Raw genomic sequence first — 16710 nt, forward strand, 5'->3', positions numbered from 1 at the left:
GATACAAGCCCCCCTATGCCGACAATAAGCATATCTATAGGGGGGTAATAAATAAGTAAATTAAGGACGATGAATGATGGTCAAGAAAAGAAGCAGCATAACCTGACGTAAAAGGTTATACGCCCGTCACACATAACTCAGGCGCAATCCAATACTGGTTACCGCCACTCACACGTTGAGAGTGGATCTGCACTTTTTCATAAATTTCTGCCGGCAACGCTTTTTTAAGTTTACCGTTCACCTGCGTGCGGATAGGCTGAATGAATTCCTTTTCCATTGGCTTTAGCGTGGACAATGATTGCTCTCGCCAAGCAATGTCATCTTCCAACCCAAACGTGCGGTACACGCGTACATCGCCCTTCATTTTACTGTACACCGACAAATAGGCCTTACTGGGCGCTGTACTTTCAATAAAATGGCGATCCACCAGCACTTTTTTCTCGGTCTCAAGGGCGATGTAGTGATACAGCGCCAACTCTTTGGCCGTGAGCTTAATATCAATACCCAGCACCGAGAGGGTCGACGCATTATGCGACAACTGTGCCGATGTCACTTGATCGGCCGCATTCATACGGGCCACGGTTTTGCTGAAGGTGGCCTCTTCAATTTGGCTGATCAGATCATCTTCAAACTTCTTACGCATACGCACAAAGGGGATCTCGGCAAGCGTTACGATCGCCTCTTTGGTATTAACCTGATCGGCCACTGTTTTACCGACAATCCAATTATCGTTTTTAGTCGGAAAATAGAAATCACAGACAAACTCGAAATCATCGTTCACAAACACGTGGCTGAGAGAATCCTGCTCACGCCCCAGCAATGACATGGCATAGCCCATGTAAAACGCCATCGTTTTACGCCCGCCTGCAATTGATGCATGAATCGCCGTCTGGTTATCAGCGGTGAGTTCGGCGACTTTGCGGGTGATGAAATTGGCCATGTAGGCTTGATCTTCTTCGCCTTTCGCATCAAACACCGGCCGACCTTCTTCATCTTCAATCAACCAAATATGGCTTTCATCGAACGCAACGGCAGGCATACCATATTCATCATACAGCGCTTGGAGGTGCCCTTGTGTAAACAGACCTTCCACCAAGATCGCTTTCGCACTCTCCGTTGTGATCACATACATCTCATCTGGGTATGTCTTACCCTGAGTAAACAACGCATACAAGGTTTCAGTGACCACTTGTGGGCTTGCACCCGTTGTACAGAGAAGAATGTTTTTCATTATGATATGTGCCTTAAAGTCAGTCATTCGCTGATCGTGTTGGTATGATACATGATGCATCATCATTTGCGAATATAATAATACTTGAAATCAGTAGATGTAAGATCGTAAGCTTGTGAAAATACCATGGCACACAAATCATGTGATGATGTATCACCATCACGACCATGCTATTAATAGTGAAAATATCTAAGAGAATTGGAGCATATTTGCTGGATAAAAAACCACTTACAAGTGTATGAAATAAATATAAATTCAAATGTAATCAAATATAATTCCATAACAAACAACAACTTATACATCACCTCATTTATCCACCGCACTAAATAATGTAGAAACTCGCCACTTTGAGTGTTTGTCTTTCTGAACAAAATGATTAGTTTATTTCAAAAAATCATTAGATTTACTAATGATAAATGCCTTTATTGTAATCAGTAAGATTTTGAGTATACTTCGCGGTCATTTTAAAATATCTCACCATGCCACCGCATTTCTATGCTTAATTAAGGTTTACGTAAACATTGAATTCACAATTACACAGCAAAAAAAACATTCAGTTGGGTGATTATTACTGGCATGTCGAGTCGCGCACGATGGCACATAAAAATGAAGGTATGAGTGATAAAAATATAACCTTGACTCATAAACAGCACTTGTTACTCACTTGCTTGGTTAATGCGCATCCAACGATATTGAATCATAAAGAAATCATTCAATCCGTGTGGTTGTCTAAACCAACATCCAGTGAAAGCTTGCCGCAGTTGATCAGCAGAACGCGTAATGCGCTTCAAGACAAAGACAAGTCAATTTTAGAGAATGTGCCAGGCCAAGGTTACAAACTGAATTTTACGGCTATTGAAACATCTTCACTTATCAATGATGTAGATGTAGATGCTACGCCCCCGACAATAGACTGCAATATCAGCAAAAAAAGCATGTATATAAATCGCTTTTTTCTGATTTCAATCGGCTTGTTATCGTTTTCAGCGCTTTATTTTATCGGGCATTTTGCTGAAATCATCTACTACAAACAAGATTTTCGCTCGTTAATACAAATAAAACCTTATCCGCATATCATCAAAGATACGGGTGATAAAACCATAAAATTAACGATTGACGGTAATATTTGTACCTATGATTCAGATAATCAACGTTTAAACTGCGAAAAAATGTAATTTCTACAACAAGCCGTTAATTTTGATATAGGTTTTAATGTTAAAAATGCGTCGTAACCAATTGTTTACTTTTTTGTTAAATCACAAGTACAGCATCATTACTCTTCTTCTGGTGATTAACATTTCATGTGCGATCTTAGCCCATAATCAGCAACAATATTTTCATGGCACTATCGGTTTCGAAAAATACACTTGGATTGTTCACGGTGAGCAATTCAAAAATGAACATAAACTCACGTATACCTATATAAACAAAGATGACAACACCATAAAATTCAGTGATACCCATCCCTATACCGCAGACCGAATAGGAAAAAATTCGATCCTGGTAAAAAATGAGAATCAGTCCATTAAACTGCATTTATTGACGGCCTATTCTATTGATAATAAATGCAGTTTGGTATTTAGAAACAGCGAGAAAATGACCATGACAAATGTGCATCTGTCCTGTTTCGTTCCCAAGTAAAGCGTTAAATTTTATTATGCTCGTCAGTTTTTGCCCTCCCCCCCGTGCTTGCTCCTCACTGGTCGTACAGCAACATCACGGTAAAGACTATTGAGATGCAAGCCATAATCGGCATGCTATCGAAGTCTCCATCTGGCGAAACCGGCAAAAATCATTACAATACGCCGACTTTCCACTCCGAGATGATCCCTCTTGAAACTCAGTAAAAGGCTTACACACATCGAGCAACTGGTGCCCTCTGACTACACCCATATTTGGGACTGTTGCTGTGATCATGGCTTCTTGGGCACCGCACTGTTATCTCGACAGGCTGCGCCTTATATTCATTTTGTCGATATTGTCCCTGCACTCATGCAAGCCATTGAAGCCAAGCTGCAACGGTTTCATGCGGATTCGCTTTCTACGTGGAAAACACATTGTCTTGATGTAGCGAGATTACCGTTAAGTGCATACCCAGGTAAGCACTTGGTTATTATTGCGGGTGTAGGAGGGGACTTGATTACGCAATTTATCGAGGGCATTCACCGTCAATATCCTGATCTGGATATCGATTTTCTGCTCTGTCCAGTGCACCATCAATTCACGTTACGGCAGACATTGAGCCAGCTTGACTTCAGTTTGAAATACGAACTGTTGGTCGAAGAAAACAACCGTTTTTATGAGATCATTTATGTGTCATCCACACCCAATGAAAAGATGAAAGTGAGTTCAGTCGGTGATCAAATTTGGCGCGCAGCAACCGATGAACAAACAAAAACCGTCGAGAAGTACCTTGAAAAAACCCTGAATCACTATAAGCGTGTTCTGCAAGGTAACAAACATCATGCCGCTCAAGCTGTTGAAGCGTATCAGGCTGTTATTCTCTAGCTCAATCGTCGTTGATATTGCCAATGCATCATGGGGAATCCGACTCCCGTGAGCAAGTTCAAACTTCTGCGAAGACATCATGGCACATCATGCTCCCACTCCTCGGCATGACCCATAATTAATATACCCCTGACGGATAGATTAATTTTAAGAGGGACTGCCATGAACCATTCTTTATGCCGCTTGCTGGGCGTTCCCCTCGCCCTTTTTCTATTACACTCTGCAACCGTCACCGCAAAGTCGATGACGGATTACGCCCCGTCACCTTCCCTTTCATGGCATAAAGTGGCTGACGACATGGCGCAGGTCGCCTTTGTGGATGATCCAAGTGGTAGAGTAATCGTTGGTCGTAACCCGCTGAACACCACTGTCTCTAGCCCATTGATGTATTTTTCCACTCAGGCTGATAATTGCTTTTCAATGCAGCCAAAGGGGCAGTACCGCCTTGTAACCGCCAAAATCAACGACAATACCGTTAAGTTGATCAATCTGTGTCAGGATAATCAAACGGCGTTGCTAGTGCCGGCGAATGAAAATGATCGGCTCGTGATGTTGTGGAACGCCGTGCTACGCGACGAAACTCGCGTGAATCTGCATATTGAGGGGACTGATATCTTGCTGGCGGCAGGGAAATACACCAATAAGGGGTTTCGTCCTCTCTATGAACGCATTTTTGATCATGCATTAGACGACGATCCACTGCAGCCTTGGGTATACAATCCTAAAGCCAATAATGCCATCGCACCGGTCTATACCTATTTCTTTGGCTCTTCAGTCGGCATTGCCAATAATGGAAAAGGCGGGAAAATCTTCAACATGGTACTGCAAGTCGGCGATGCATGTACTGCACGAAGTGAAGCACCCACTCGCTATCGGGGATTTCGATTAGATGATACCGATTTCAACATGAACTTTATCTGTATCTATGCAGGGCATGCCATGTTGCTGCCACGCAATGATGACGAGAACATGCGACTGATCAACCATTTACGCTTCCATAAACAAAGTGTTATTTATGGAGGTGGCACACTAGGGAAAATTGGCACCTTTTCCAATGCGGGGTTCACAGATGCCATTGAAAAAGTAAGTACACACTGATCGCCTCTTCCCCAGCACGACGACGTTAGCCGCAACGCAGTAAAAACGTCAATACAAAGACAGCAAAAAGCCAGCATCATCGTGCTGGCTTTGTTATTTCATAGCAAGTGGCTTATGACTATTCGGGGTATTCGCCTTGCTTGCCTTTTGGCGTGGCACTGGCTTGCCAATGTTCATTCGGGTCATAGTTTTCATCACAAATATCTAATGAAAAACCCATGTCCACCACTTCTTTCAAGGTGAGGTTATCTGCCAGTTTTGCTACATCGCCCGATTTATTTCGCAATTCCATACTCGCCTACCTCGTTATCTTTACCGTTTCGCCTCTTAACTATAGGTGCGATAGCCACCGTTTTCATGGACAAAAAAAGGCCTGACACGCATGTCAGGCCTTTTTCACATTTAAAATAAAGTTAAGAAACTCACTTTATTAGATTTTTTCCCATGGGCCGTACTGAGCACCAGGCTGGTCGCCTTGTGTCCACCACTTAGCACGGTATTTCTCACCGTTGAACACAACTTCTTGGCCGCCAGTGTACACTTTGTCCGCTGACCAATCGTTATCACCTGGGTTTGGACCAGGATCAACGCCGCCGTCATCTTTCGCTTCCCACACTGCGCTGGTTCCAGGTTTTTCACCCTTGTTCCACCACTTCGCGGTGTATGTTACGCCTTCAAATACAACGGTATCACCACTCACGTACACTTTGTTTGGATCCCAAGTGTTGCCTGGTGTTGGTTCATCAACAGCCTTCACTGTTACAGCAATCGTTGCAGCATCGGTTGCTTTACCGTCAGTGACAGTCACAACAAGATCAACGACCTTGTCAGCTGTTACTTCAGGTGCGGTGAACGTAATGTCAGCACCCGCTGCTGTTGGTGTAACAACCGCACCTTCAGCTGCAAACGTCAGCGCGTCGCCGTCTTTGTCTGTTGCAGATACAGAGATAACCACTGTTTTACCGCTATCGACAGATGCAGTCGCTGGTGCAGTCAGTACTGGTGGGTTATTTTCACCCGGTAGTGGTGCTTCACCTTTTACTTTTACGACAACAGACTTAACCGCGGTCTTCTTACCGTCAGAAACCGTTACAGAAACCGTTTCAGTCAGGTCAACAGATGTGTTTGGCGCTTTGTAAGTTACGGTAGCGGTACCGTTACCGTTATCAACAACAGTTGCGTTAGTGACAGTGAAGCTTAGCGCATCGCCATCAGCATCGGTTGCTGAAACATCAAAGCTGATCACTTGGCCAGCATCTGCCATTTGTACGCCAGGTACGGTCAGTACAGGTGCTTTGTTGCCAGGAACTGGGGTATCTGCAGTGAACACTTTGTCGATTTCTTCAGCCAGTGGCGAGCTTAGGTTAGTACACTGCTTCAGCTTACTGCCGTAGTTCACGAATGAACCTTTACACTGGATGTCACCATGCACCTGCCATACGATGATACCACCTAGGTCGTTATCAACGATGTACTGGGCTTTCTTGTTCATCGCTTCTGGATCATCGTAGCTTAGGAAGTACTTGCCTTTCACCGCGTACGGTACTTCGGCGTTCGCATCCCACATGTGCTCCCAGCCAGTTTGCTTGATGATATAGTTGTAGTTTGGCTGACCATCAAACGCTTTCCAGTTATCGATATCTGCCGCAGACAGTGTTGGACCATCCACTGAGAAATTCAACATACGTTTGTCTGTTGGTGCGCCTAGGGATGCCGTGCTTTCTGTCGTTTGAACACCACGACCGTAGAATGCCGCACCGAAGTTGATCTTCTGGCTTGGGATGCCTTTAACATCCACCATCCAATTCTTCAGGGTATCAAGGTTCAAGCCCTCGAACTCTTCTTCTGGGTATGGATATAGTGGTGAGTTGTGGCCCGTAACATTCGACCAACCACCGTTCAGGTCGTAAGTCATCATGTTGAAGTAGTCCATTGACTTCACTAGACGATCCCAGTTAAAGCCTTCAAGTGCTGCTGGCACCGCTTTAAATGCTGCTGTCAGTAGACGATCTGGACCGATACGCTCACGGATGTCTTCCATCAACTGTTCAAAGTTCGCGAAGTCAGCTTCAGTACCGGTGAAGTTCATACCGCCCGCACCTGGGTATTCCCAATCGATGTCGATACCGTGGAAACCAAGCGCAAGCAGAGCGTCTACGTCTTTCAGGAAGCGCTCTTTCTTCACTGGGTCTGCAGCCATTTCTGGGAAGTGCTTAGACATACTCCAGCCACCGATAGACGCCATTACTTTCACGCCTTTCTCGTTAGCTAGGTCGATAAGACCCGGTGCGCCACCTTCTTTTTTCAGAGGGATAGGCATTTGACCTGTGATACCCGTTGGTTCGTGTTTCCAACCACGACCATCTTTAATGAAGCCTTGTGCTTGTACTTTCGCTAACGCATCAGCCTGCCAAGGTTCGTTTCCTGGGTACTCGTGGATGTACTCTAGCTCACCCCAAAGAATATGGAAGTCCCAGCTTGAGTAAACATCTGGGTGTAGAAGCGGACCTGGCTCCTGCACTGAACCCGGCTTGTAAATGCTCTTGTTACGTAAATCACCACTGTGCATTGAACCGTCTTTTGCCACCCCGAAGAATGAGAAGTTCAAGATTGAGTAGATGTCCATATCTACGTTCAAGTGTGTCGCTTCACCTTTTACGCTGAAGCCAGCATCTGTACCTTTCCACGCTTCCCACTGCGTCAAATAACCGATAACGGCCTTATCGTGAGTCGGTGCAGCAACGGCTGTCGCCGTTGTCCCTGCCATCAACAAAGCAGCCATTGCACATGCTACTTTGCTAAGACGTAGTCCCTTTTGCATAATGTTCTCCACATAATGATTATTTATTCACCGATGACAGGCAGTACATCCTGCGCTTCATTCGATGTCATTAAGTGTTAGCTAACTTTTTTCGGAACGCGAAACTGTTGTTATTGTTTTACATGTCATTTCAAATGAAAATGTAAAATGGCTGTAAAGTAAAAGATGAAACACACGCTCTGTTCAAATTTATTCTCCATGATCGACCATTTTTTTCTCTCGACCAAAACCGCGCTCATTCAAATATTCAACTTATCAATAACGACTTCGATCAACGAATGATAAGAAACTCATTAACTTCTCTTTCCTCGTACGGGGTGAAACCGCTACTATGGTGACAAAGTATTTCAGACGCTGAATTTCGTCATTTTTAACGGCAATATCAACAGCTAAGGTGAGATGATATTTCTCTATACAAGAGGAAAATACGCATAGACGGTGGGAAATATCACTAACAAGCGCGCCTTTTTTATGCGTAAGTTCTATTTTGAGTCAAATGTCACGCAATGTAACAAAAAGTAAATTTTGTCTTGTGACACTTCTGACATCTCCATTTTTTCATCACCACTGCGCGGAAAACAGTGGCTGATGGTGACGGCGAAAATACCGTTACACTTTCATCTCAAAGGGATTGAACAATGATAAAAAATGCCACGAATCAATCTCAAGGCATGCTGCTTTTTCAGCTTACCGCACGGCAGTCTTTTGCTATTGGCACACTCAAAGTCAAAGAGATCGTGCCTTACACAACACTCACTGCAATCCCCCATTCTCATCCAACCGTACTCGGTGCGGCAAATTTGCGCGGGGACACATTACCGATTATTGATATGGCTAAAGCGGTCGGTTACCCGCCATTGACAAATGACGAATTAAGCACCTGCTATATTATCATTACGGACTGCCAGCGCATGTTGGTTGGCTTTCTGGTGCGGGGAATTAATAAGATCACGGCGTGTAATTGGCATGATATTGAAGCGCCACCGAGTACCTTGGGCAACAATGTATTTGTTACTGGGGTGACGACCGTTGACGATAAGCTGATCCAGCTATTGGATGTGGAATTGTTGCTGTCTAAGGTGTTTCCTGAGCCGCCAAGCAGTTTGCATCCGGTATTAACGGATATGCAGCGTGAGAAGCTCCGCCCGTTAAAAATCATTTTGATCGATGATTCTTCCGTGGCTCGTCGACAACTGTCGCAAGCGCTCGACAGTATTTCAGTGCCGTACTTTGTGGCAACCAGCGGCCTGCAGGCACTGGACATGCTCAAACATGCGGCGGCAGGCGGTTCACCGTTTGATATTGTCGTCAGTGATATTGAAATGCCGGGGTTAGATGGCTATGAGTTGGCATTTGAAATTCAAAACACGCCTTCTCTCAATAGTGCTTACATTATTCTGCATACGTCATTATCCAGTGAGATCAGCGTGTCTCAAGCCCATCAGGTTGGCGCACATGAAGCCTTAACCAAGTTTGAAGCCAACGAACTCGTCCATGCGATGTTACGTGGGGCCGAGCGTAAACACACCGCACTCACCTTAACGGCCTAGGGTGTGTCCCTTAATTATTTGCACCATCGTTATAGGTCCAAAATTCGTGAAAGCAATCAAAATGGCGATGAACATAGTGGTTCTATCTTCAAGCCATTTTGGGCAGATGGCGCGGTATTTGCGCCATTCATGATGTATGCCTTGTCGCATTCTTGTCGCATGAGAGAAACAATGCCCCCACTTGCGTCAACTACACTCAGTACACGGCATCGTCTTGATACAAGGTACCTACCATGAAAACACTGTTCATTGTTGGCTTATTGAGTCTTTGTGGCGGCGCATGGGCATCGGGGGGAGGACTCGGTGGACTGCCAGCACCTACGGCACCGTTTATGACCGTGGCGGTTTGTTTAGATGCACACGGGAAACCCTTACCGCGCACACAACACCTCAAACAACAGCACCAATGCAAAGTAACGGGGAATACACAGATCGATAAGATTAACCGCAAATAATGCCTAACCGTGATCCCCTTTCCATAACGCATCACGACGCAGGCTTTTCTTTTGCATTTGACGCACGGCTGACAAAGTCATAATTGAGTCATGGCACAGTATGTACATCGGCACATTTTGCTATGTGTAACCTGTACTTAACTCAATCGCTGTAATCATGATGATCAAGAAAAGCCTCGCCGCACTCTCTCTGTTCGCCTTCTCGACGCTGGCTCAAGCCTCTCCAGAACTCTTAGCCCCTACGGAAGTGGATCACGGGCAATATGAACTGATCGAAACCTTTAAAATTCAAGGTGACATTAACGACAGCCTAAGACATCTCGTCACCACTAATATTAAAAATAAACACAGCGAATATTACGTTATCTCTGATATTTCTGAAGACACCAGCGAAAATACCCTGACTGTGGTGATCAGTTTATACAATCAACCGTTGGATTTTTTAAGCAGTAACCAGTCTCTTTCCTAAGTATCAGACATCCCATTGAGATCCGCAGGGCTCACGTTAATCGCGACCATGCGGATCGAATGATCTTAAATATGCCTTTCTACGTGATCGTTGTTTCGTGCTGCGTACAATGCAACACTAACATTTTTGCCAGCGTCTGCTTACTGACCGGTTTCGAGGCAAAGTCATCCATACCCGCTTGCAGGCATTTTTCTTTCTCTTCCTTCACAACATTCGCAGTGAGCGCAACAATAGGGATATGTTCCTCGTCAGCCTCAAGGGTGCGAATGATCTTTGTCGCTTCAAAACCGTCCAACACCGGCATTTGGCAATCCATAAATATCAAATCGTAGTGTTGCTGCTGAAAGGCATCTACCGCAACTTGGCCATTTTCCGCAATGTGAACCACCGCCCCCAATTTTTCGAGCATCATTTTTGACACTTTCTGATTAATCGCCGTGTCTTCCACCACCAGTATCAATAATTGATCCGTCGCGGCACACACCACTTCTTCCGCCGCAGCCTCCTTTTTCACAATCTCCTTCGTCACAGTCGGCAGCTCAGCCGATGTCGCGGAGGGCGCACTCAGCCTGTCACTCGATAGCTCACATGGCCGCTCACTCGGAAGCTCACTGCTCAGGGGGGCCGTGTCACGGTGTTGTGTGTCGGGATGCGGGCAAGCAGCAAGGCCAATCAATTGTGTCAGCGCCCAAATTAAGTGACTTTCTTTATAAGGACGAACAATAAAGTATTGAATGTTTGCCGAACGCGCACTGTGCTCATCCCCCGGATCAGGGGCTGCTGAAATCATCATCATCTTAGGACAGCGCGCTTTAAGGTTCTCCGTCAGTATGTCTGCCAGCTGAAATCCCCCCAATTGCGGCATCCATTTATCTAAAATAATGGCATCAAACGGTTGTTCAGCGATGTCAGCATCGGTAACCATCGCCAGTGCGTGAGCCGGATTGCCACACAGTGTGGTTACCACACCAAACCGTTCAAGCTGCACCGAGGTGATCCGCATGTTTAGCATGCTGTCATCAACCAGTAACACCCGCTTTCCTTGCAAGGCGTCAGGTTCGACAAGCCCATCGTGCTGCTCTTGATGGGCAAACTGTAATGAAAAAGAAAAACAGCTCCCCTGGCCCAATGCGCTTTCTAACTGTAACGTCCCCCCCATTAACTGCACCATTTCCCGACAAATCGCGAGCCCTAGACCGGTCCCGCCATATTGCCGAGTCGCGCTGCCATCGGCTTGCTGAAACTTTTCAAAGACCAACCCTTGTTGATCTGGAGAGATCCCGATCCCACTGTCACTGACAGCAAAACCTAATCGGCACTTTTCGGACAACGCTTCAAGGTGCTTGATAGTGACCTGCACATGGCCTTCCTCGGTAAACTTCACTGCATTACTGACCAAGTTCGTCAAAATTTGTCTGAGCTTAGTGGCATCCCCCAATAACAATGGGCTCACCATGGGATCCACCGAACACGATAGCACCACGCCTTTTTGTGCCGCTTTGACTAAAAATAGCGACTCAACGTCTTTACTTAATTCAAAAATGTTCACCGGCATGAAATCAAGCTCCATTCGACCCGCTTCAATTTTTGAAAAATCTAAAATGTCGTTAATGACATCCAGTAATGACAACGACGATGTATGCAGCATGGTGACATAATCTTTCTGTTCTGCTGGCAGTTTCATGTCCAGCATTAAACCCGACAAACCAATGATGCCATTCATGGGGGTACGAATTTCGTGGCTCATATTGGCCAAAAATTCACTCTTCTTCTGGTTAGCTTGCTCAGCATGCTGGCGAGATTGCTCCAGTTGACGATAATTTTCCCGTACATGTGCGATAGAGTGATTATAGCGTGACGCCAATACCGAAATTTCATCGTTAAACCATCGAGGGGCCAATTCAATAGATAAGGGAATTTGCTGATCATCAAACTCCGTGACGGTTTTGGCCATCGTGGTGAGCGGGTTAACAATCAGCCGGTAAGTCACAATTAATATCACAATGGCGATACAAAACACCAACAAGGCATACCCCACGAACAAAACGATACCTTTATTAATTAAGCTGTTGTAAACCAATGAAAGATCGTACTGCAGTGTCAACGTCGCCAAGTGGTAGGTTTTATTGCTCATCACCTGCTCGAGCGGCCACTGCTGCTCCAATACCTGTTCTGTCAGAGGGGTGCCTAACTGAATAATGATTTCTTGTTCGTTCGCTATTTGTAAATGATTAATGCCGGGCAAATGCATAATACCCTGCGCTTGTATCATCAATTGCGTTCTATCTTCCACCCACAGACTGGATGACAAGCCTGATAAATCACTTTCTTGAATTTGATGAAATAAAGCGTGAATGTCTGAACGCGTTTGTTGATAGTCCAAATATAAACTCAATCCAGCAGAAAGCACGGTGAATACTGAGCTTATTATCAATAATACAATCAAAAGTTGTTTCGATAGGCTCATGATCATTTTATTTTGTGATTGCTGTTCTCTTTTGGCCATCCGTGCCCCCACCCATGCATATTCACCACTAATCTAATCATAGACCTCGAAATTGAATGTGGAAAAAGGACCAACAATGTATAAATTCATCATATTTTGCCTCGGGTTACTCCTTCCTCTTTCGGCATACAGTGAACAACCTACAACGGTTAACTATTACGTTATTAAAAAACAAGCCGTCCCGTTTCAAATTGAGAAAGACGATAACCATAGCGGTATTGTTACCGACATTGTTCGAGCCGTCTTTGAAGACTCACCGTATACGTTGGCTTACCACGCCTATCCCTTTAATCGCATGATTTCAGTACTGGAAAGTGGGGGAGAGGCAAACTGGATCACATACGGAAGCCCAACATGGGGAAGCGTACAAGCCGCCAATTTGTCTTCTCAGCCTATTTACACAGTGAAGCACGCCCTGTTAAGTCGCAAGGGGAGCACGCTATCATTCAACACAATGCAAGACCTTCAAGACAAGGTCGTCGTGCTATTACATGGATTCAGTTATCCGGAATTGATGCCCTATATAGAAAATGGCACGATTGATGAACTGCGGGTGAAGGATTACGCCGCCGCTATCCGAGTGATTAATCGCTCACCGGATGATGCAACGTTCGTTGAAATGGCATCTCGCATTAAATACCATTTAAAAAACAGTCAATATCCGTCAACGGATTATAAAATGACATCGTTTAGCCAGGTCATTCCTGATTATTCTATTTATTTAGCGTTTGATCCGAACATGGACCCAAATATGCAAGCCTTCATTAATAAACGACTCGTCCATCTCCATGCATCTGGTGATATTTCGAGTATTATCAAAAAATATTACTGATCTTGACATTCTTCAGCAGAAAAGCGGTGATAACATTGCATTTTCACCGCAAATCAATACTCGCTAGCATCGGCGATATGGGACGCTGACTGTCGCTTCTTTTTTTGAATGATATCCAGTGCCATCTGTCACCCAAAAGAAATAATATTTACGTTGATAAAGATAATACAAGCCATCATTTTTAATGACTTTATAGTTTCGTCGAAAAACCTTTGAATCTATGTGTGTTCTCATCACTACGCCGTCTAGCTGTTATTTATTTTTTGCTTTAAAGCGTAAACTAACACTTGTGCGTATATAGTCAGATAAAATGCATATAGAAACGTTAAGCCCCCGAGACATAGTGCGTTTCCGTGTGTAACAAGTGCAAAGTGATAAGGCGTTATGGGAGGTAAACGGCATCACACGGGCGTGTAATGCCGTCAGTGTTTGACCTATGGCTGCGGCGTATTATGCGTCAGCGGCAGGTTTACGGTTACCCGTCATGAAGGCTTCAAGCACTTCTGGCGTTAACTCACCCGCTGCTTCCAGACGCTTTAACTCTTCAACAATACGCTTCTGATCGTCAAGAGAAGGCAGCGGTAACTCAGGCTCTTTTTGAATGTCATCAGGAATACTTAGATTGTCTAGCATGTTTCAACCTTTGGTTTAACTTGAATAAAATACTATTGGCCGCAGTATACATGATTTGTATCGCCAAGTGAGATCAACATACGGCTTGAATACCGATAAGACGTGCATCACACAGGTTTAACCGGGCAGTTGTGAATCAACAATGATTTCATACTCATGCCCCGTCTTATGAAACACATACAACAAGATTTCGCCAAATTTAGGATGCTTGAAATGGTAATGCCCATCAGGAAAGTGGCTGCTGCCATCGCCTTGAAAGTTGATCACAAAATGCTCTATCACTCGTCCGAGATCATCAAAGCCATGGCGGTCCAACGGGGTCACCGCATTGACAATAAAGTGCCCTTCTCGCCCTTGCTCATCAAACAAGCTAATCGTCTCACCAATCAGCTTCTGCGTGTTGTTCATCGATAATGGGTTCATGGCACCTCCGATTGGCTATATCGCCCCAGTAGACGCATTACGCATCTCTATAAGCGTAAACCGGATCAGGCTAAACACAATCACAAGCCTCAGAGGAAGAACAAGCTGCAGAAGAAAAACAAGGGGGGACGGTGAAGGGGTTACAGGTAACAGATTACAAGTAGCAAGTAAAAGATAACAAGTAACAAAAAGGGCACCCTCAGGCGCCCTTCACTTCAATCATCATGACGATGACAGGGAATTAATAGTTTTCTTCGTACTCCGGAAATTCATCACGCTGTCGCGCAACACGACGCTTTTTCTTCCTTGATTGCTGATCGAAATCTTGAAAATCATCTCCAAAATCGAACTTGTTTTTTGACTTAGACCCTTTCGCGAATTTTTGATCTAACTTAGCCATGACTGTTTCCTGACACTCTTCCAGAGTAAGTAACTAATTACTAATACGTTGTACACTTACAACAATACTGGATTTATCACACAGTATTGTTACCGATATAAACAGCAGCGTAGCGCGAGATAAAAACAGTAAACGAAACCTTCGCCACTGACTGCTCTCTTCTACACAGTGTGATATACATCAACCGTGTTAACACAGGCTTTCCCCTACCTTGGCAGGGGGAGCAATCTGAGAATAGGAGATCATCGTATTTTCTGTACAACGAGTAATTTTTATCCTTACCATCAACACTTTTTATGCAACAGTCAGCATTCTATCGCGTTAAATACTCTCGATAATTTGGGTAAATGGAACAGCCAACATGGCTTCCAACATTTCCACTTTTTCTGTGTCTTCACGCCACACTAAATACAGCGACTGTTCCATGACTGGCGCGCCTTCAACCGGGAAAAGTAACCCTTCTTGAACACTGCTTGCCACAACGGGTGACGGCAAGAAACCCACACCATTGTTATTGATTAAAAACTCAACGGCCATTTTGCTTGAGTGCGTATGCATGATCGGCGTTTTTTGCAATTCTGTGATCCGGCTATGCTCGAGTGAGAAGCGCGTACCCCAATCGAGATACACCAACGGACGTGCTTTCACTTGATCCATCGCACATTCCGGCACATTCGTGACGAGCTGCAATTGGTAATCACGCACTTTGGTGACGTGTAAATTTTCAATTTTCGGTGGATCGCTGGTAATCGCGACATCAATACTTTTGTCGAGCAATTGCTTGGCCAAGCTCTGACGCGGGACGGATTCAAGGCGCAACGCTAACCCTTCGACGCTCTGATAAATACGGCTGATCCAATCGGAAATGCCATCGAACTCCCAAAACAACGAGGAGGCCCCGATCGTCACCTGCTGGTTATGACTGTCACTTAATGCGACATCTTGCTTAGCCCGCCCCCAGGTTTGCAAAATCGCTTCAGCATAAGGCTGCAAGCGCTCTCCCGCGGCAGTAAGGTGCACATTGCCCCGCTGACGAGAGAACAAATCATTCCCTAACTGCGTTTCAAGTTGTCGGATACGAAAACTGACGGCTGACTGGGTTAAAAACAGATTGTCTGCGGCGCGACCAAAGTGGCGAGTCTTTGTTACTTCGAGGAATGTTCTGAGTAGTTCTGTATCCACTAGCGATCTCAATAACTAAGGAGAATATAAAACCATAATAATACATCTGAAGGAGGACTTACATTAATCAATCCATGATAAGTATTTTTTATCGTCACGACGAAAAAAATTTGTTTTACAAGAAACCGTCAGTGAAAGAATATCACCGCAAATCTCGTCCGGAAGCATTATTAAATGAGAAGTGTAGGCAAATTTTACGACGATAAAAATTTCCCACGTGGCTTCAACCGTTCTGGTGTATTCACCGTCAGTGAAGCTCAACTGTTAGAAAACTATGGCCGTACCATGCGCGCCCTAACAGACGGGTCATTGGCTCCTCTTACCGAGGTTGAAGCTGAGTTTCTTGCGGAAGTCAGTGGCGAAAAAGACATGCACTCCAGCCTTGCAAAATGCTGGAATAAGTACGTAAGTAAAACCACCAACAAAGTCCGTAGTTATACCCTTTGCCAGTCACAGCGCAAGCAAAATGGGAACTACGACGACGACGATAACGATAGCGATACCGATATCGATATCTAGTAATAGGGCGGGCCCTCCGCACTGTTCTAAAAAAATTAAGTTATCCGAATAAGCCATCCACGCGAGTGTGATGGCTTAATTCT

The 16710-nt window shown here is 44.9% G+C and carries 16 protein-coding genes; 8 read left to right on the forward strand and 8 right to left on the reverse strand.

What is annotated here, in order from left to right; translation table 11 throughout:
- Window positions 1-115 precede the first annotated feature (115 nt).
- A complete protein-coding gene (gene csm6, locus ACSF8W_RS01995; protein ID WP_500844581.1) occupies window positions 116-1231 on the reverse strand; it encodes a CRISPR-associated ring nuclease Csm6 in 1116 nt (371 codons plus the stop codon).
- Between the two features lie 593 nt (window positions 1232-1824).
- On the opposite strand from csm6, the gene ACSF8W_RS02000 reads away from it, so the two are divergent.
- From ACSF8W_RS02000 to ACSF8W_RS02010, 3 genes are all read left to right on the forward strand, one after another.
- Complete coding sequence (locus ACSF8W_RS02000; RefSeq protein ID WP_500844583.1) at window positions 1825-2406, forward strand: winged helix-turn-helix domain-containing protein; 582 nt, start codon at window positions 1825-1827, stop codon at window positions 2404-2406.
- A gap of 658 nt (window positions 2407-3064) precedes the next feature.
- Window positions 3065-3739, forward strand: coding sequence for a tRNA (adenine(22)-N(1))-methyltransferase (locus ACSF8W_RS02005; RefSeq protein WP_500844584.1), 675 nt, complete (start codon window positions 3065-3067; stop codon window positions 3737-3739).
- 162 nt (window positions 3740-3901) lie between these two features.
- Window positions 3902-4837, forward strand: a complete 936-nt coding sequence (locus ACSF8W_RS02010; protein WP_500844586.1) for a hypothetical protein — start codon at window positions 3902-3904, stop codon at window positions 4835-4837.
- 118 nt (window positions 4838-4955) lie between these two features.
- Here ACSF8W_RS02010 and ACSF8W_RS02015 read toward each other — a convergent pair whose 3' ends face one another.
- On the reverse strand, window positions 4956-5129 hold the full coding sequence (locus ACSF8W_RS02015) for a hypothetical protein (RefSeq protein ID WP_500844588.1): 174 nt from the start codon (window positions 5127-5129) through the stop codon (window positions 4956-4958).
- A gap of 138 nt (window positions 5130-5267) precedes the next feature.
- Window positions 5268-7658 carry a glycosyl hydrolase family 18 protein gene (locus ACSF8W_RS02020; protein WP_500844589.1) on the reverse strand — a complete coding sequence of 797 codons (2391 nt, stop codon included), beginning with the start codon at window positions 7656-7658 and terminating at the stop codon, window positions 5268-5270.
- A gap of 638 nt (window positions 7659-8296) precedes the next feature.
- Here ACSF8W_RS02020 and ACSF8W_RS02025 point away from each other — a divergent pair.
- The 3 genes from ACSF8W_RS02025 (at window position 8297) to ACSF8W_RS02035 (ending at window position 10132) form a co-directional block, all read left to right on the forward strand.
- A complete protein-coding gene (locus ACSF8W_RS02025; protein WP_500844590.1) occupies window positions 8297-9208 on the forward strand; it encodes a chemotaxis protein in 912 nt (303 codons plus the stop codon).
- Window positions 9209-9441: 233 nt separating this feature from the next.
- A complete protein-coding gene (locus ACSF8W_RS02030) occupies window positions 9442-9663 on the forward strand; it encodes a hypothetical protein (protein ID WP_500844592.1) in 222 nt (73 codons plus the stop codon).
- A 157-nt stretch (window positions 9664-9820) separates the two neighbouring features.
- A complete protein-coding gene (locus ACSF8W_RS02035; RefSeq protein ID WP_500844594.1) occupies window positions 9821-10132 on the forward strand; it encodes a hypothetical protein in 312 nt (103 codons plus the stop codon).
- 79 nt (window positions 10133-10211) lie between these two features.
- Here the strand turns inward: ACSF8W_RS02035 and ACSF8W_RS02040 are convergent, their stop codons facing one another.
- Complete coding sequence (locus ACSF8W_RS02040; protein WP_500844596.1) at window positions 10212-12515, reverse strand: response regulator; 2304 nt, start codon at window positions 12513-12515, stop codon at window positions 10212-10214.
- 199 nt (window positions 12516-12714) lie between these two features.
- Between ACSF8W_RS02040 and ACSF8W_RS02045 the strand changes: the two genes are divergently transcribed.
- Complete coding sequence (locus tag ACSF8W_RS02045) at window positions 12715-13470, forward strand: substrate-binding periplasmic protein (protein ID WP_500844597.1); 756 nt, start codon at window positions 12715-12717, stop codon at window positions 13468-13470.
- Window positions 13471-13920: 450 nt separating this feature from the next.
- Here ACSF8W_RS02045 and ACSF8W_RS02050 read toward each other — a convergent pair whose 3' ends face one another.
- The 4 genes from ACSF8W_RS02050 to hdfR all read right to left on the reverse strand — a co-directional run bounded on the left by ACSF8W_RS02050 (window position 13921) and on the right by hdfR (window position 16108).
- Window positions 13921-14103, reverse strand: a complete 183-nt coding sequence (locus tag ACSF8W_RS02050; protein ID WP_428479177.1) for a restriction endonuclease subunit S domain-containing protein — start codon at window positions 14101-14103, stop codon at window positions 13921-13923.
- Between the two features lie 117 nt (window positions 14104-14220).
- Complete coding sequence (locus tag ACSF8W_RS02055; protein WP_500844600.1) at window positions 14221-14526, reverse strand: DUF6916 family protein; 306 nt, start codon at window positions 14524-14526, stop codon at window positions 14221-14223.
- A gap of 241 nt (window positions 14527-14767) precedes the next feature.
- A complete protein-coding gene (locus tag ACSF8W_RS02060) occupies window positions 14768-14926 on the reverse strand; it encodes a hypothetical protein (RefSeq protein ID WP_500844602.1) in 159 nt (52 codons plus the stop codon).
- Window positions 14927-15247: 321 nt separating this feature from the next.
- Window positions 15248-16108: an HTH-type transcriptional regulator HdfR gene (gene hdfR / locus ACSF8W_RS02065; RefSeq protein WP_428479174.1), complete on the reverse strand. Its 861-nt coding sequence runs from the start codon at window positions 16106-16108 to the stop codon at window positions 15248-15250.
- Window positions 16109-16282: 174 nt separating this feature from the next.
- Between hdfR and ACSF8W_RS02070 the strand changes: the two genes are divergently transcribed.
- Window positions 16283-16627 carry a MaoP family protein gene (locus ACSF8W_RS02070; protein ID WP_500844603.1) on the forward strand — a complete coding sequence of 115 codons (345 nt, stop codon included), beginning with the start codon at window positions 16283-16285 and terminating at the stop codon, window positions 16625-16627.
- The last annotated feature ends 83 nt before the right edge of the window (window positions 16628-16710 follow it).

Source organism: Photobacterium sp. 270122K, assembly GCF_059941365.1.

Bases quoted from the DNA above. Each gene is read 5' to 3' on its own strand.
- csm6 (WP_500844581.1), bottom strand. From the start codon at position 1,231: ATGAAAAACATTCTTCTCTGTACAACGGGTGCAAGCCCACAAGTGGTC.
- ACSF8W_RS02000 (WP_500844583.1), top strand. From the start codon at position 1,825: ATGGCACATAAAAATGAAGGTATGAGTGATAAAAATATAACCTTGACT.
- ACSF8W_RS02010 (WP_500844586.1), top strand. From the start codon at position 3,902: ATGAACCATTCTTTATGCCGCTTGCTGGGCGTTCCCCTCGCCCTTTTT.
- ACSF8W_RS02015 (WP_500844588.1), bottom strand. From the start codon at position 5,129: ATGGAATTGCGAAATAAATCGGGCGATGTAGCAAAACTGGCAGATAAC.
- ACSF8W_RS02020 (WP_500844589.1), bottom strand. From the start codon at position 7,658: ATGCAAAAGGGACTACGTCTTAGCAAAGTAGCATGTGCAATGGCTGCT.
- ACSF8W_RS02025 (WP_500844590.1), top strand. From the start codon at position 8,297: ATGATAAAAAATGCCACGAATCAATCTCAAGGCATGCTGCTTTTTCAG.
- ACSF8W_RS02030 (WP_500844592.1), top strand. From the start codon at position 9,442: ATGAAAACACTGTTCATTGTTGGCTTATTGAGTCTTTGTGGCGGCGCA.
- ACSF8W_RS02035 (WP_500844594.1), top strand. From the start codon at position 9,821: ATGATGATCAAGAAAAGCCTCGCCGCACTCTCTCTGTTCGCCTTCTCG.
- ACSF8W_RS02045 (WP_500844597.1), top strand. From the start codon at position 12,715: ATGTATAAATTCATCATATTTTGCCTCGGGTTACTCCTTCCTCTTTCG.
- ACSF8W_RS02050 (WP_428479177.1), bottom strand. From the start codon at position 14,103: ATGCTAGACAATCTAAGTATTCCTGATGACATTCAAAAAGAGCCTGAG.
- ACSF8W_RS02055 (WP_500844600.1), bottom strand. From the start codon at position 14,526: ATGAACCCATTATCGATGAACAACACGCAGAAGCTGATTGGTGAGACG.
- ACSF8W_RS02060 (WP_500844602.1), bottom strand. From the start codon at position 14,926: ATGGCTAAGTTAGATCAAAAATTCGCGAAAGGGTCTAAGTCAAAAAAC.
- ACSF8W_RS02070 (WP_500844603.1), top strand. From the start codon at position 16,283: ATGAGAAGTGTAGGCAAATTTTACGACGATAAAAATTTCCCACGTGGC.